This is a genomic window from Streptomyces mesophilus, assembly GCF_011044995.1.
Classification (GTDB): domain Bacteria; phylum Actinomycetota; class Actinomycetes; order Streptomycetales; family Streptomycetaceae; genus Streptomyces; species Streptomyces mesophilus.
Window position 1 is genome coordinate 15,358 of sequence record NZ_JAAKZW010000016.1, and the last position, 13,149, is coordinate 28,506.

Here is a 13,149-nt window from a genome sequence, read left to right on the forward strand (position 1 = left end):
GCGGCCCACCCGCACGTGCCCGCCCACCGGACCGGTCCGGTGGGCGGGCCGCGTCGGGGCACCCGTGCGGCATGCACGACAAGAACCCCGATCCCGACCCCTACCCGGCCCCCGGGCCTCGAGCCGGGCGGCGGAGTGCCGCCCGGTGAGACACCGCCCGCCGAGGGCAGCACGTCCCCGTCCCCGTGGAGGGAGGTCAGGACGGCTTGAGGGGGTCGTGCCCCAGGGACATCAGGCGGTGCCTGCCGCGGGTGTCGCCCGCCTCGGGTTCCCGTTCCTCGCCGCGGGCGGCCACGACACGGTCCACCACGTTGCGCATGACGCGCAGATCGGCGTCGGTCAGATCCGTGCGCCGTTTCTGCAGGATCGCGAGGACGTGCTGTCCGGTCTCGGGCCCCGCGTGTTCGGGCAGCTGCTCGGCGTGCTCGCCCGCGTCCCGGGTCCTGAGCCAGGCGCCGAGTTCTTGTGAGGTCATGTTCACCACGCGGTGGAACGCGTCCCAGAGCGCGTCGAGTTCAAGGGTGGAGTACTCGGCCATGATCGGTCTTTCTGTCGTCGGGTGATGGCGGGGACCGGATGGATGCGGATACCCATCAGGCACCGGACGGACACGGATGCCGGCCGGTTTCGCCGGCCGCCCCGCCGCTGATCCGGCCGGGTACCCCGCGGCAGCGCCATCGACCCGTACCGGAGCGAGGCCGGAATGCGTTTCCACCACAGCCGTCCCACCGACCGCGGGTACCCCCGCCTGCGCCACGGGCGCGGCCGTGCTGCGCATGCTCAGGGCCGGGGCTCACTGACGCGGCTGCCCGGGGCGGGGTCAGTCGGCCGGTGTGCCGGGCTGGTCGTGGGTGGCGCAGTGGATTCCGCCGCCTCCGGTGGCGAGGGTGTCGATCCTCAGCTGCACGATGTCCCGCCGGGGGAAGTGCTCCCGCAGGATTCCCCAGGCCCGGTCGTCGGCCTTCCTGTCGCCGAAGCGAGGCACGTACACCGCGTCGTTGCCGATGAAGAAGTTGGCGTACGTCGCGAGGAAGTCGTCGCCGTAGCCCGGGACGCGGTCCGGGTCGGGCCCGGGGAGGTCGATCACCTCGAAGCGGCGGCCCCGTGCGTCGGTGGCCTCGCTCAGCACGGACTTCGCCTGATCCGCTGAGCGCGACCAGGAGTCGGCGGGCAGGCCAGGGAAGGCCCGGTCCAGGAGGATCACCCCGGGGGCCGTGAACCGCACGAGACTGTCGACGTGCGCGTCGGTGATGTCCTCGCCCCGCACGCCCGCCAGCCAGATCACCTTCCGCAGGCCCAGGAGCTTCTTCAGCTCGGCCTCGATCTGATCGCGGCTCATCCCGGGGTTCCGGTTGTCGTTGACGATCGAGCTCTCGGTGATCAGGAGCGTGCCCTCGCCATCCGTCTCGAAGGAGCCGCCCTCGGAAACCAGAGGCGCCTGGACACGGGGAATCCTGTACGCGGGTAGCAGCGCCCGTCCGACCACACCGTCGTTCGTGTGGACCTGCTTGTCGCCCCAGCCGTTGAAGTTGAAGTCGACGCCGAGGACGTCTGCGCCCTCCTCGACGAATACGGGGACGGTGTCCCGGGCCCACAGGTCGTCGACGGCTAGGTCGATGACCTCCACCTGGGACCCGCACGCCTTCTGGGCGGCGGCCCGCTGGTCCGGCCTCGCCATCACCACCACGTACTCGTACTCCGCGACGGCCCGGGCGACGCGCGCGATGTCCCGCCGTACGTAGGGGAGATCCTCCTGCCATACGGACTCCAGCGCGGGCCACGCCATGAACGTGCGCGCATGGCTCTCCCACTCGGCGCCCAGGCGCCGTGCCTCGCTCTTGTCCGCGGCCCCGCCCGTGGCGGTGGAAGCGGCCGGCCTGCCGGGATCGCCGGGTCCGCAGGCCGAGGCGCCGAGACCGAAGGCGCCCATGGAGGCGAGCCCTCGCAGAGCGGAGCGGCGGGAGGGGAGGGGGTCGTGCATGGGGTCTCCGATCATCAGCGGGCACGGCAAGGGTGATCCTCCACGGCCGGCCGCCTCGTCCACCGCATCCGCGGCGCGGCTCGACGATGCCCGTCAACCAGCGGCATCCGACGCCCAGTTCATCAAAACTGAGGAATCCTCATCTTTTTCGGCCGGGACCGTTGACTATGTCACCGCCGCTCGCAATTCTGAAAACTCGTCAGTAACTTGCGTGCGCATGTCAATCAAGGTGAGTGATGACCATGGTTCAACCTCCGCGTCACAGACTCGGACCCCTCACGGTTGTGTCACTGCTCCTCGCCGTGTTCTCCCTGTTCATCGGCCCGATGCCCGCCTCCGCCGCGGACCCGGGCTCCGGAACCGAGGTCGACTCCGCGGCGGAGAGCGGCTGGTGGACGCCGACCGCGCGGCCCGAGCCCGACTCGCAGATCAACGTCACAGGTGAGCCCTTCAAGGGCACCGACGCCCAGGGAAGAGTCAGGGGCTTCGTCGACGCGCACGACCACATCATGTCCAACGAGGGCTTCGGCGGCCGGCTGATCTGCGGCAAGGCGTTCTCGGAGCAGGGCGTCGCCGACGCGCTCAAGGACTGCCCCGAGCACTACCCGGACGGCTCGCTCGCCCTCTTCGACATGATCACCAAGGGCGGTGACGGGAAGCACGATCCGCACGGGTGGCCCACGTTCAAGGACTGGCCGGCCCATGACTCGCTCACCCACCAGCAGAACTACTACGCCTGGATCGAGCGGGCCTGGCGCGGCGGCCAGCGGGTTCTCGTCAACGACCTGGTCACCAACGGCGTGATCTGCTCCGTCTACTTCTTCAAGGACCGCGGCTGCGACGAGATGGACGCCATCCGTCTCGAGGCGAAGAAGACGTACGAGATGCAGGACTTCGTCGACAGGATGTACGGCGGCCCGGGCAAGGGCTGGTTCCGCATCGTCACCAGCAGCGCGCAGGCCCGCGAGGTCATCGAGCAGGGCAAGCTGGCCGTCGTCCTGGGGGTCGAGACCTCCGAACCGTTCGGCTGCAAGCAGATCCTGGACGTCGCGCAGTGCAGCAAGGCCGACATCGACCGCGGCCTGGACGAGCTGAAGAACCTCGGCGTCAGCAGCATGTTCCTGTGCCACAAGTTCGACAACGCCCTGTGCGGCGTGCGCTTCGACTCCGGCACACTCGGAACGGCCATCAACGTGGGCCAGTTCCTGTCGACCGGCACGTTCTGGAAGACGGAGACCTGCCGTGGCCCGCAGCGCGACAACCCCATCGGCAACGCCTCGGCGGCGCAGGCGGAGCAGCAGCTGCCGAAGGGCGTGTCCGTGCCGACGTACGCCTCGGGCGCGCAGTGCAACACCCGCGGTCTGACCGGCCTGGGCGAGTACGCGGTACGCGGCATGATGAAGCGCGGCATGATGCTGGAGCTCGACCACATGAGCGTCAAGGCCGCGGGCCAGGCCTTCGACCTCCTCGAGTCCGCCTCGTATCCGGGCGTGATCTCCTCGCACAGCTGGATGGACATGAGCTGGACCGAGCGGCTCTACAAGCTCGGCGGGTTCATCGGCCGCTACATGAGCGGTTCCGAAGGCTTCAGCGCGGAGGCCAAGGACACAGACGCGCTGCGCGAGAAGTACGACGTCGGCCTCGGCTACGGCACCGACATGAACGGGGTCGGCGGCTGGCCGGGCCCGCGCGGCGCGGACACCCCGAACCCGGTGACGTACCCCTTCCGCAGCGCGGACGGCGGCTCGGTGATCGACAAGCAGACCACCGGCGAGCGCACCTGGGACTTCAACACCGATGGGGCGGCGCACTACGGCATGGTCCCGGACTGGATCGAGGACATCCGGATCGTCGGCGGCCAGGGCGTCGTGGACGACCTCTTCGCGGGCGCCGAGTCCTACCTGCGCACCTGGGGGAACGCCGAGAAGCACGACCCCGGGCGGAACCTCGCCTCGGGCGCGACCGTCACCGCGTCCACGACACAGTGGTGGAACCCGTTCGTCAGCTTCGCACCCGGCAAGTCCGTCGACGGCGACAAGGCCACCCGCTGGGCCAGCGAGTGGAAGGAGAACCAGTGGCTGCGCATCGACCTCGGATCCGCGAAGCCGGTCGGGCGCGTCACGCTCGACTGGGAGGACGCGTACGCGAAGTCGTACCGCGTCGAGCTGTCGCAGGACGGCAGCACCTGGCGGACGGCATGGTCCACGGACTCCGGTGACGGCGGCCTGGACACCGCACGGTTCGACATCACTCAGGCGCGTCACGTACGGATCCAGGGTGTGCAGCGCGGCACCGACTGGGGCTACTCGCTGCGGGAGGTCGGCGTGTACGGCGGCTGACGGCGGTCCATGGGGAGGTCGTTGCTCGGTGGGGGCGCCTGGGGAGGTCCAGGCGCCCTCGGGGAATGTCGGACGGTGCCCGGTCGGCACGTCCCCCGAGCGGTCTTTCACCTGATCCGTCCCGTATCCTCACCGCCCCCGACAAGGGGCCGGTGGGAGATATGAGAGCGTGCAGGGCGTGAGCGAGACACCCGAGAACACCCTGCAATACCGCTTCGACGGCCCGGAGGACGCCCCGGTCCTGATCCTGGGACCCTCCCTGGGCACGACCTGGCACATGTGGGACCGCCAGATACCCGACCTCACCCGGACCTGGCGCGTCCTGCGTTTCGATCTGCCCGGGCACGGCGGAGCGCCCGCCCATCCCACCGACTCCGTCCAGGCGCTCGGTGACCGGCTGCTCGCGACCCTCGACGAGATCGGGGTCCGGCGCTTCGGGTACGCGGGCTGTGCGTTCGGCGGTGCGATCGGTGCCGATCTGGCGCTGCGCCACCCGCAGCGTGTCGCCTCGCTCGCCCTGATCGCCGCGTCACCCCGCTTCGGTACCGCCGACGAATTCCGGCAGCGCGGCGTGATCGTCCGTACGAACGGGCTCGAGCCCGTCTCGCGCACCTCGCCCGAGCGCTGGTTCACGCCCGGCTTCGCCGCCGCGCAGCCCGCGATCACCGAGTGGGCGGTGCAGATGGTGCGCACCACCGACCCCGGCTGCTACATCGCGGCCTGTGAGGCGCTCGCGGCCTTCGACATACGGGCGGACCTCGGCCGGATCGGCGTGCCGACCCTCGTCCTGGTCGGCTCCGAGGACCAGGTGACCGGGCCCGCCGAGGCGCGCACGCTGGTCGCCGGCATCCCGGACGCACGGCTCGCGGTCGTGCCCGGTGCCTCGCATCTCGCTCCGGTGGAACAGCCGGGCGCCGTCACGGACCTGCTCGTGCACCACTTCTCCACGGCGTGGACCGAAGCGCACGCGGCCATCGCCGCGCCGCCCCTGGTCCCCGTGATCGCCCCGTCCAGTGAGGTACGCGGTCCGGTCGCCGAGATCGCGCCCCTGGAGGCGCAGGCGGGTCCGGGCGGGCGACCGGACCCGTACGACGCCGGCCTCAAGGTCCGCCGTGAGGTGCTCGGCGACGCCCATGTCGACCAGGCGCTCGGCAACAGCGACGCGTTCTCCGGCGACTTCCAGGACCTGATCACGCGCTACGCGTGGGGGGAGGTCTGGGCCCGCCCCGGCCTGGAGCGCCGGATGCGCAGCGCCGTGACGCTCACCGCCCTGGTGAGCGGCGGTCATCTCGACGAGCTCGCCTTCCACACCCGCGCCGCCCTGCGCAACGGGCTCACCCCGGACGAGATCAAGGAGATCCTGCTCCAGGCCGCCGTCTACTGCGGCGTCCCCGCGGCGAACTCGGCGTTCAAGGTCGCGCAGACGGTGATACGCGAGGAGACGACGCCCCGCGAGTAGCCGGGCGTCCGCTCGTGGGCCAGGGCCTGATCCACCAGACAGGCCCTACAGCCCCGTCCCGTCCCCGGGTGCCAGCCGCAGATGCTCCGCACCGCTCAGGTTCGTCAGATGCGTGTCGTACACGGGGCGGGCCAGGTCCGTGAGCAGGGCGTCGTGCACGTCGATCGTGCGCTGCGGCTTGACCTCGCGTACGTAGTCGATGACCTCGGAGACCTTGCTCCACGGGGCCATCACGGGCAGCAGCAGGGTGTCGACGGGATGGTCGGGCACGGTCAGCGCGTCGCCGGGGTGGAAGACCGAACCGTCCACGAGGAAGCCGACGTTGGTGATCCGCGGCAGATCCGGGTGGATCACGGCGTGCAGCTCGCCGTACACGCGGACGTCGAAGCCGGCGGCGGTGAAGGCGTCACCGTTGCCGACGGTGTGGACACGGCCGGGGAACGCCGCCGCGATCTGGTCCGCGACCGAGCGCAGCGTCCAGATCTCGGCGCCCGGGTTCGCCTCCAGGGCGGCGCGCAGCCGGTCCTCCGCGAAGTGGTCCGGGTGCTCGTGCGTGACGAGGATCGCGTCGGCCCCGACGGCGTCGTCGGCCTCCCCGAACAGACCGGGGTCGATGACCAGGGTGCTGCCGTCCTTCTCGAGCCGTACACATGCGTGGGTCTTCTTGGTCAGCTCCATAAGCCCCATCTTGCTCCGGTACGGGCAGGGCTTCACCCCCGGGGCGTACCGGGCCGCGCCGGCCGGCGGCGCCTCACCGCGGACGGCGCTGTCAGACCCCGGCGGTAGATTGGCCGCATGCGTATCGCCACCTGGAACGTGAACTCCGTGACCGCCCGACTGCCCCGCCTCCTGGCCTGGCTGGAGAACAGCGGCACGGACGTGCTGTGCATCCAGGAGACCAAGTGCGCGGCCGAGCAGTTCCCCGCCGACGAGCTGCGCGAGCTCGGCTACGAGTCGGCGGTGAACGCCAATGGGCGGTGGAACGGGGTCGCGCTCGTCTCCCGCGTCGGACTCGACGACGTCGTCAAGGGCCTGCCCGGCGACCCGGGCTACGACGGCGCCGAGGAGCCCCGCGCGATCTCCGCGACCTGCGGCGGCGCCCGCGTCTGGTCGGTCTATGTGCCCAACGGGCGCGAGCCCGACCACGCGCACTATGCGTACAAGCTGCTGTGGTTCGAGGCCCTCAAGGCCGCCATCGCGGGCGACGCCCAGGGCTCGCGTCCGTTCGCGGTGCTCGGTGACTACAACGTCGCGCCGGCCGACGAGGACGTCTGGGACATCAGCCTCTTCGAGGGCGCGACCCATGTCACCCCGGCCGAGCGCGCCGCGCTCGCGGCGCTGCGCGAGACGGGCCTCAGCGACATCGTGCCGCGGCCGCTCAAGTACGACGTGCCCTTCACGTACTGGGACTACCGCCAGCTCGGCTTCCCCAAGAACCGCGGCATGCGCATCGACCTGGTCTATGGGAACGCCGCGTTCCAGAAGGCCGTCACCGACGCCTACGTGGACCGCGAGGAGCGCAAGGGCAAGGGCGCGTCCGACCATGCGCCCGTCGTAGTCGACCTGGACATCTGACCGGCCTGGACATCCGACCAGGGCTCCGTCAGGACCTGAGGCCTGCGCACGGGGGCCGGTCGGCTCTGCAGCCGACCGGCCCTCGCGGCATACCGTAGCGGTATGCCCACTTCTGTCCGCATATCGGCCCCGGACGAGATATCGGCCTCGGACGAGATATCAGCCCAGAACGAGACGACGGCAGCCCAGAACGAGACGACGGCAGCCCAGGACGAGACGACGGCAGCCCAGTTCCAGACCCTCGCTCTGGCGGTCGTGATCGGTGTCGGCGCAGGAGCCGGCGCGGTTCTCTTCCGCTGGATGGTCATGGGCGCGACCAGGCTGTTCTCCGGCCACGCCGACTATGCGGCGGCCGGCGGCTCCGCCCATCCGCTGCTCCCGCACCTCGGCCCGTACTTCGTCCTGCTCGCCCCCGCCGTCGCCGGCCTCGTCTACGGCCCGCTCGTCCACCGCTACGCCCGCGAGGCCCGCGGCCACGGTGTCCCCGAGGTCATGCTGGCCGTCGCGCGGGGCGGAGGCCGGATCAAGGGCCGGGTCGCCGTCGTGAAGTCCCTCGCCTCCGCCCTGTGCATCGGTGGCGGCGGCAGCGTCGGCCGCGAGGGCCCCATTGTGCAGATCGGCTCGGCGCTCGGCTCCACCCTCGGCCGGCTGGTCCGCGCCGACGAGCAGCGCACCACCCTGCTGCTCGCCTGCGGCGCCGCAGGGGGTATCGCCGCGACCTTCAACGCACCGCTCGCGGGCGTGGTCTTCGCCATGGAGCTGATCCTGCGCCGCTGGACCGCCCGCACCTTCGGCATCCTGGCGATCGCGTCCGTGACGGCCTGCGTACTGGCCCGCGCGGTCTTCGGCAACGAGGTGTTCCTGCCGCTGCCCGGCCTGAGCGTCCAACACTCCGATCAGTACGTCCTGTTCGCCGTCCTCGGTCTGGTCGCGGGCGCCGTCGGCATCGTCTTCACCCGCTTCCTGTACGCCGTCGAGGACCTCTGCGATCGCATCTGGCGCGGCCCGGAGTGGCTGCGTCCCGCCGTCGGCGGCCTGGCTCTCGGCGTGCTGCTGCTCGTGCTGCCGCAGATGTACGGGGTGGGCTACCCGGTCCTCGAAGACGCCGCGCACGGCAAGTACGCGCTCGGTCTGCTGCTCCTTCTGCTCGTCGGCAAGATGGTCGCGACCAGTCTGACCATGGGTATCGGCGGCTCGGGCGGGGTCTTCGCACCGTCGCTGTTCATCGGCGCCATGCTCGGCGCGGTCTTCGGGATCGTGGCCGCGTCGCTGTTCCCCGGGCACGCGGCGGCCCCCGCCGCGTACGCCATGGTCGGCATGGCGGCCGTGTTCACGGGCAGCGCCCGCGCACCGATCGTCGCGGTGGTCATCATGCTCGAACTGACCGGCGCGTTCGGCCTGTTGCTGCCGCTGCTCCTCGCGGTCGCGCTCTCGGCCGGCGTCAGCCGCGCCCTGAGCCGCGAGACGGTCTACACGCTCAAACTGGCCCGGCGCGGCATCGACCTGTCCCGACCGGCGGGCGCGACAGGCTGAGTCTCACAGCGGCTCGAGGACGAGCTGAGGCTTACAGCAGCCCGAGGGCGACCTGAGGCTCACAGCAACCCGAGATCGATCGACTCCCCGAGCGCCGCGAGCCCCGCGTCCCCAGGATGCAGATGGTCCCCGCTGTCGTACGCGGGCAGCAGCCGCGTCGGATGCTCCGGGTCCCGCAGTACGGCATCGAAGTCGAGCACCGCGTCGTAGATCCCGCTGGTGCGGATCCACTCGTTCACCGCCTGCCGTTCCGCGTCCGCGGCCGCCGTGCACAGCGCCTCGCCCTCGCAGGGCGCGATCGTCGCGGCCACGGTGCGCAGCCCGCGCTCCTCGGCGCGCGCGGCGATCTCCCGCAGTCCGGCGGTCACTTGAGCCGCCTTCGCACCCCACCGCACATCGTTGACACCCTCGAAGACCACGACCGTACGGGCCCGGGTCTGCGCCAGCACATCCCGCTCCAGGCGGTGCAGCGCGCTCACCCCGCCCGTATCGGTCGAGACCCCGTCGCCCGGATACCGGTCGGTGACGACGCGGTTGGCGGAGATCCCGTGGTTGAGCACGCCGTACGCCGGGACCCCGTCCTGGTCGAGCAGCCGCCGCGCCAGCACGTTCGGCCAGCGCCGGTTGGCGTCCGGCGTGGACTTCACGCCGTCCGTGATCGAGTCCCCGAGCAGCACCACGGACTGTTCGTCACCGCCGGCATCGACCCCGGCGAGGAACGGCCACGTACTGATCGTCGAGGTGTACGCCCCCGCGTCCGTGGCCCCGGTGTGATCACCGCCCTCGCTCACGTACGACTTCTGGATCGCCTGACTGTGCACGGGCGCCGCACTCACCGTGCCGGGCAGATGGAAGGAGACAAGGAGATTCGTGTCGGCCGGTACATCGAAGTCCACCGGATCGCTGAACACCTGGGCGCCCGCCGGGATTTCCGCGCCGCGCTCCCCGCGGAACGTGAGGGCCACGGGCTCGGACCGGGCCCCCGCGCCCGCGCCCTGTACGGCGACACTGGCGGCACCGATCCGTACGGGAGCCGAGGCGAAGGTGTTGGCGAGCTGGATCCGCACGCGTGGGCCGCCCGCCGAGGTGTGCACCACGAGCCGCAGCGTCCGGTCCGTCCACGGCCCCACCGCGGTGTATCCGGACGCGGAGGCGGACCAGCTGCCCGTCCAGCCGCGCGCCGGCTCCCGTACGGACACGGCGAACACATGCAGATCCGCGGCGCCCGGATCGCGCGGCAGCTCCACCGAGGCGACCTCGCGCCCGCGGGCCAGCGGCACCGACACCACGTACAGCCGTGCCTTCTCGGCCAGTTGACCGTCCGCGGTGTTCACATGCGGCAGCGCCACCGCCTTCGTCGCGAGCGGACCCGAACGCCAGTCGGGCGCGGTCAGGCGGTACGCGGAGGAGGACCCGTCCCGGTAGCGCACACGGCCCGCTCCGCTCGCGTCCCCGCCCGTCCCGGCCACCAGGAACGACAAGGCCTCGCCGCGCCCCCGCACCTGGACGGACTGCCCGTCGGCGCGCACGTTGTCCCGCTCGCCCGGCCCGGTGCGCGGCAGTCGCAGCCGCGTGCCGTCGACGGAGAGCGAGCGGCCGGGCGTCCAGCCCGCCGCTGCGAGGTCCTGCGCCGACAGCGAGGAACCCGATCCGTCGAAGTCCGCCTCGCCCGGCGCCGCGTCGTCGCTGATCGCCCGATTGTCGAAGAGCCGCTCCAGCGGCGCCGGAGCGCGTTGCTCCTCGGCCACCGCGACAGCACCCGGCGCCAACCCCGCCACCAGCGCAAGAACCGTCGCCCCACCCCACAGACCTCGGCGCACGAAGGACTCCTCCCGTTGACGGTGTGACGAAGGATGCGCCATGAAGCTAAGGAGGTGGCAGGAACGCGTCAATGACCGCCGTCTGAACTCGCCCTGAATTCAAGGCGGAACGAGCGCGTGTGCGAGAGGCAAGATCGATCCGCGCGCCCTGTGGTGCCCCGCGGGAACGGATGCGACTCTTGGCTTATGAACATCCCTTTTGTCGATCGGTGGCGCAGGAGGCAGGCGGCCGGCAGCGATGACGCACCTCTCGCCGCCGCGTTCGAGGAAGACCCCGCAGGCGTGGCCGAGCTGCTCTCCGAATGCGCCTTGCTGCGCTCGCAGGCCGAGAGCGTAGGACTCGAACTCGACGACTCTCCCGCCTCTTTGGAGGCGCTCGACCAACTGCTCCCGCGCTGGCGCGACGACCCCGAGCTGCTGCCCTGGCTCGGCAACGACGCCGGTCTCTACCTCGGCACCGTCGTCGTGCGCACCGTGCCCGGCGCCACCTGGCACGTCTGGCCCGGCGGTCACCCGGTGGTCCGGCTCGTCTCGGGCCGTGAGATCCAGGTCGTGGAAGCGGGCCTGGACTGGGCCGTGGGCGGCGCACCGGAGCTGTCGCAGGTGTACGCGGAGGCCTCCGAGGCCTGACGCGGACCACACCTCCGAGCCTTCAACACCCCATTGGTCAAAATACGGTTAATGCCCCAATCATGCGTGTCGCCTGTTAAGTCCCATATTGCGCTGGATAGTTTGCGCGGACTCAACAGCGATAAGTGGGCAGGTCCGTACATGGCCGTCGATCCGTTGATCGAGCTGCGTGACGTCAACAAGTACTACGGAAAGCTGCATGTCCTCCAGGACATCCAGCTCACCGTCGGACGCGGGGAGGTGGTGGTGGTCATCGGGCCGTCCGGCTCGGGCAAATCGACGCTCTGCCGGACGATCAACCGGCTCGAGACCATCCAGTCGGGCTCGATCACCCTCGACGGGCAGCCACTGCCGGAAGAGGGCAAGGGACTCGCCAAGCTGCGGGCCGAGGTCGGGATGGTCTTCCAGTCCTTCAACCTCTTCGCGCACAAGACGGTCCTGCAGAACGTCTCGCTCGCCCAGGTCAAGGTGCGCGGCCGCAAGAAGGACGAGGCCGACAAGCGCTCGCGGGAACTCCTCACCCGCGTAGGCCTCGAGGCGCACGCCGAGAAATACCCGGCGCAGCTCTCCGGCGGTCAGCAGCAGCGCGTGGCCATCGCCCGCGCCCTCGCGATGGACCCCAAGGTGATGCTCTTCGACGAGCCCACCTCGGCCCTCGACCCCGAGATGATCAACGAAGTGCTCGAGGTCATGCAGTCGCTGGCCCGCGAGGGCATGACGATGGTCGTGGTCACGCACGAGATGGGCTTCGCGCGCTCGGCCGCCAACCGCGTCGTGTTCATGGCCGACGGCAAGATCGTCGAGGACCGCGCTCCGGAGGAGTTCTTCAACAGCCCCGAGAGCGACCGCGCCAAGGACTTCCTGTCCAAGATCCTGAAGCACTGACGGGGGACGGGACTCAAGGAATGCGTACGACACGTGTGCTCGCGGCCCTCCTGTTGGCCGCGCTCGCCGCAGCGGGCTGCGGCAAGGAGGGCAGTCCGCCCACCAAGGGCCCCAAGCCCGAGGACCTGCCCAAATACCAGGTGGCCACCGACTTCCAGCTGCCCGACTCCAGCACCTGGAACAAGGCCAAGCGCCGCGGCCGGCTGGTCGTCGGCGCCAAGGAGGACCAGCCCTATCTCGGCGAGAAGGACCCGGCGACCGGCACCTACTCGGGCTTCGACATCGAGATCGCCAAGATGATCGGCGCCTCCCTCGGCTTCGACCCGAAGAAGATCGAGTTCCGCACGATCGCCTCGGCCAACCGCGAGACCGCCCTGCAGAACGGGCAGATCGACTACTACGTGGGCACCTACACGATCAACGACAACCGCAAGAAGCTCGTCGGCTTCGGCGGCCCGTACTACATGGCAGGTCAGGGTCTGCTCGTCCGCAGCGACGAGGAGGACATCCAGGGGCCCCAGGACCTCGACGGCAAGAAGGTCTGCTCGGCCGCAGGGTCGACCCCGTACCAGCGGATCCAGGCCGACTACCCGAAGGCCGAGCTGGTCGCGTACGACACGTACTCGATCTGCGTGGACAACCTGCTCACCTACCAGGTCGACGCCGTGACCACCGACGACGCGATCCTCCAGGGGTACGCGGCCAAGCTGCCCGAGGAGATGAAGCTGGTCGGCAAGCCCTTCTCCGAGGAGCCGTACGGCATCGGCGTACCGCGCAGCGACAACGCGCTGCGGTTCGCGATCGACGACGCCCTCGAGGCGCGCGAGAAGGACGGCACGTGGAAGAAGGCGTACGACGCGACCCTCGGCCTGTCCGGGGTGCCCGCGCCCACACCCCCGCCCATCGACCGCTACCCGGCGAGCTGAG

Annotated in this window: 10 protein-coding genes and 2 pseudogenes; 8 read left to right on the plus strand and 4 right to left on the minus strand. The window is 70.5% G+C overall.

The features are described from left to right. Positions 1 to 90: 90 nt before the first annotated feature. A pseudogene (locus tag G6045_RS41270) lies at positions 91 to 189 on the plus strand (DUF6480 family protein); the annotation flags it as partial. Between the two features lie 7 nt (positions 190 to 196). On the opposite strand, the gene G6045_RS07620 reads toward G6045_RS41270, so the two are convergent. Continuing rightward, entirely contained in the window at positions 197 to 538 is a 342-nt protein-coding gene (locus tag G6045_RS07620) for a DUF3140 domain-containing protein (RefSeq protein WP_165331062.1), read from the minus strand. 282 nt (positions 539 to 820) lie between these two features. After that, a complete protein-coding gene (locus G6045_RS07625) occupies positions 821 to 1,981 on the minus strand; it encodes an agmatine deiminase family protein (protein WP_165331063.1) in 1,161 nt (386 codons plus the stop codon). A 236-nt stretch (positions 1,982 to 2,217) separates the two neighbouring features. Here G6045_RS07625 and G6045_RS07630 point away from each other — a divergent pair, with 236 nt between their 5' ends. Together G6045_RS07630 and pcaDC are read left to right on the plus strand one after the other, a co-directional pair. Then, positions 2,218 to 4,320 (plus strand): discoidin domain-containing protein, encoded by a 2,103-nt coding sequence (locus G6045_RS07630; protein WP_165331064.1) that lies wholly within the window; start codon positions 2,218 to 2,220, stop codon positions 4,318 to 4,320. A 178-nt stretch (positions 4,321 to 4,498) separates the two neighbouring features. Beyond that, a complete protein-coding gene (gene pcaDC, locus G6045_RS07635; RefSeq protein WP_165331065.1) occupies positions 4,499 to 5,779 on the plus strand; it encodes a bifunctional 3-oxoadipate enol-lactonase/4-carboxymuconolactone decarboxylase PcaDC in 1,281 nt (426 codons plus the stop codon). A gap of 45 nt (positions 5,780 to 5,824) precedes the next feature. Here the strand turns inward: pcaDC and G6045_RS07640 are convergent, their stop codons facing one another. Continuing rightward, entirely contained in the window at positions 5,825 to 6,457 is a 633-nt protein-coding gene (locus G6045_RS07640; RefSeq protein WP_165331066.1) for an MBL fold metallo-hydrolase, read from the minus strand. Between the two features lie 117 nt (positions 6,458 to 6,574). Here G6045_RS07640 and G6045_RS07645 point away from each other — a divergent pair, with 117 nt between their 5' ends. Then, positions 6,575 to 7,354, plus strand: coding sequence for an exodeoxyribonuclease III (locus tag G6045_RS07645; RefSeq protein WP_165331067.1), 780 nt, complete (start codon positions 6,575 to 6,577; stop codon positions 7,352 to 7,354). A 300-nt stretch (positions 7,355 to 7,654) separates the two neighbouring features. Then, positions 7,655 to 8,872 (plus strand): annotated as a pseudogene (locus tag G6045_RS07650) (chloride channel protein); the annotation flags it as partial. Positions 8,873 to 8,946: 74 nt separating this feature from the next. Here the strand turns inward: G6045_RS07650 and G6045_RS07655 are convergent. Beyond that, positions 8,947 to 10,749 carry an SGNH/GDSL hydrolase family protein gene (locus G6045_RS07655; RefSeq protein ID WP_165331069.1) on the minus strand — a complete coding sequence of 601 codons (1,803 nt, stop codon included), beginning with the start codon at positions 10,747 to 10,749 and terminating at the stop codon, positions 8,947 to 8,949. Positions 10,750 to 10,893: 144 nt separating this feature from the next. Between G6045_RS07655 and G6045_RS07660 the strand changes: the two genes are divergently transcribed. The 3 genes from G6045_RS07660 to G6045_RS07670 all read left to right on the plus strand — a co-directional run bounded on the left by G6045_RS07660 (position 10,894) and on the right by G6045_RS07670 (position 13,148). Further along, positions 10,894 to 11,337 carry a DUF6278 family protein gene (locus G6045_RS07660; RefSeq protein ID WP_165331070.1) on the plus strand — a complete coding sequence of 148 codons (444 nt, stop codon included), beginning with the start codon at positions 10,894 to 10,896 and terminating at the stop codon, positions 11,335 to 11,337. Between the two features lie 141 nt (positions 11,338 to 11,478). Beyond that, positions 11,479 to 12,222 (plus strand): amino acid ABC transporter ATP-binding protein, encoded by a 744-nt coding sequence (locus G6045_RS07665; protein ID WP_165331071.1) that lies wholly within the window; start codon positions 11,479 to 11,481, stop codon positions 12,220 to 12,222. Between the two features lie 20 nt (positions 12,223 to 12,242). Continuing rightward, positions 12,243 to 13,148 carry a glutamate ABC transporter substrate-binding protein gene (locus G6045_RS07670; RefSeq protein WP_165331072.1) on the plus strand — a complete coding sequence of 302 codons (906 nt, stop codon included), beginning with the start codon at positions 12,243 to 12,245 and terminating at the stop codon, positions 13,146 to 13,148. The last annotated feature ends 1 nt before the right edge of the window (position 13,149 follow it).

Excerpts from the sequence above, each read along its gene's own strand:
- G6045_RS07665 (WP_165331071.1), top strand. The coding sequence starts at position 11,479 with ATGGCCGTCGATCCGTTGATCGAGCTGCGTGACGTCAACAAGTACTAC.
- G6045_RS07660 (WP_165331070.1), top strand. The coding sequence starts at position 10,894 with ATGAACATCCCTTTTGTCGATCGGTGGCGCAGGAGGCAGGCGGCCGGC.
- G6045_RS07655 (WP_165331069.1), bottom strand. The coding sequence starts at position 10,749 with ATGGCGCATCCTTCGTCACACCGTCAACGGGAGGAGTCCTTCGTGCGC.
- G6045_RS07645 (WP_165331067.1), top strand. The coding sequence starts at position 6,575 with ATGCGTATCGCCACCTGGAACGTGAACTCCGTGACCGCCCGACTGCCC.
- G6045_RS07625 (WP_165331063.1), bottom strand. The coding sequence starts at position 1,981 with ATGCACGACCCCCTCCCCTCCCGCCGCTCCGCTCTGCGAGGGCTCGCC.
- G6045_RS07670 (WP_165331072.1), top strand. The coding sequence starts at position 12,243 with ATGCGTACGACACGTGTGCTCGCGGCCCTCCTGTTGGCCGCGCTCGCC.
- G6045_RS07640 (WP_165331066.1), bottom strand. The coding sequence starts at position 6,457 with ATGGAGCTGACCAAGAAGACCCACGCATGTGTACGGCTCGAGAAGGAC.
- G6045_RS07620 (WP_165331062.1), bottom strand. The coding sequence starts at position 538 with ATGGCCGAGTACTCCACCCTTGAACTCGACGCGCTCTGGGACGCGTTC.
- G6045_RS07630 (WP_165331064.1), top strand. The coding sequence starts at position 2,218 with ATGACCATGGTTCAACCTCCGCGTCACAGACTCGGACCCCTCACGGTT.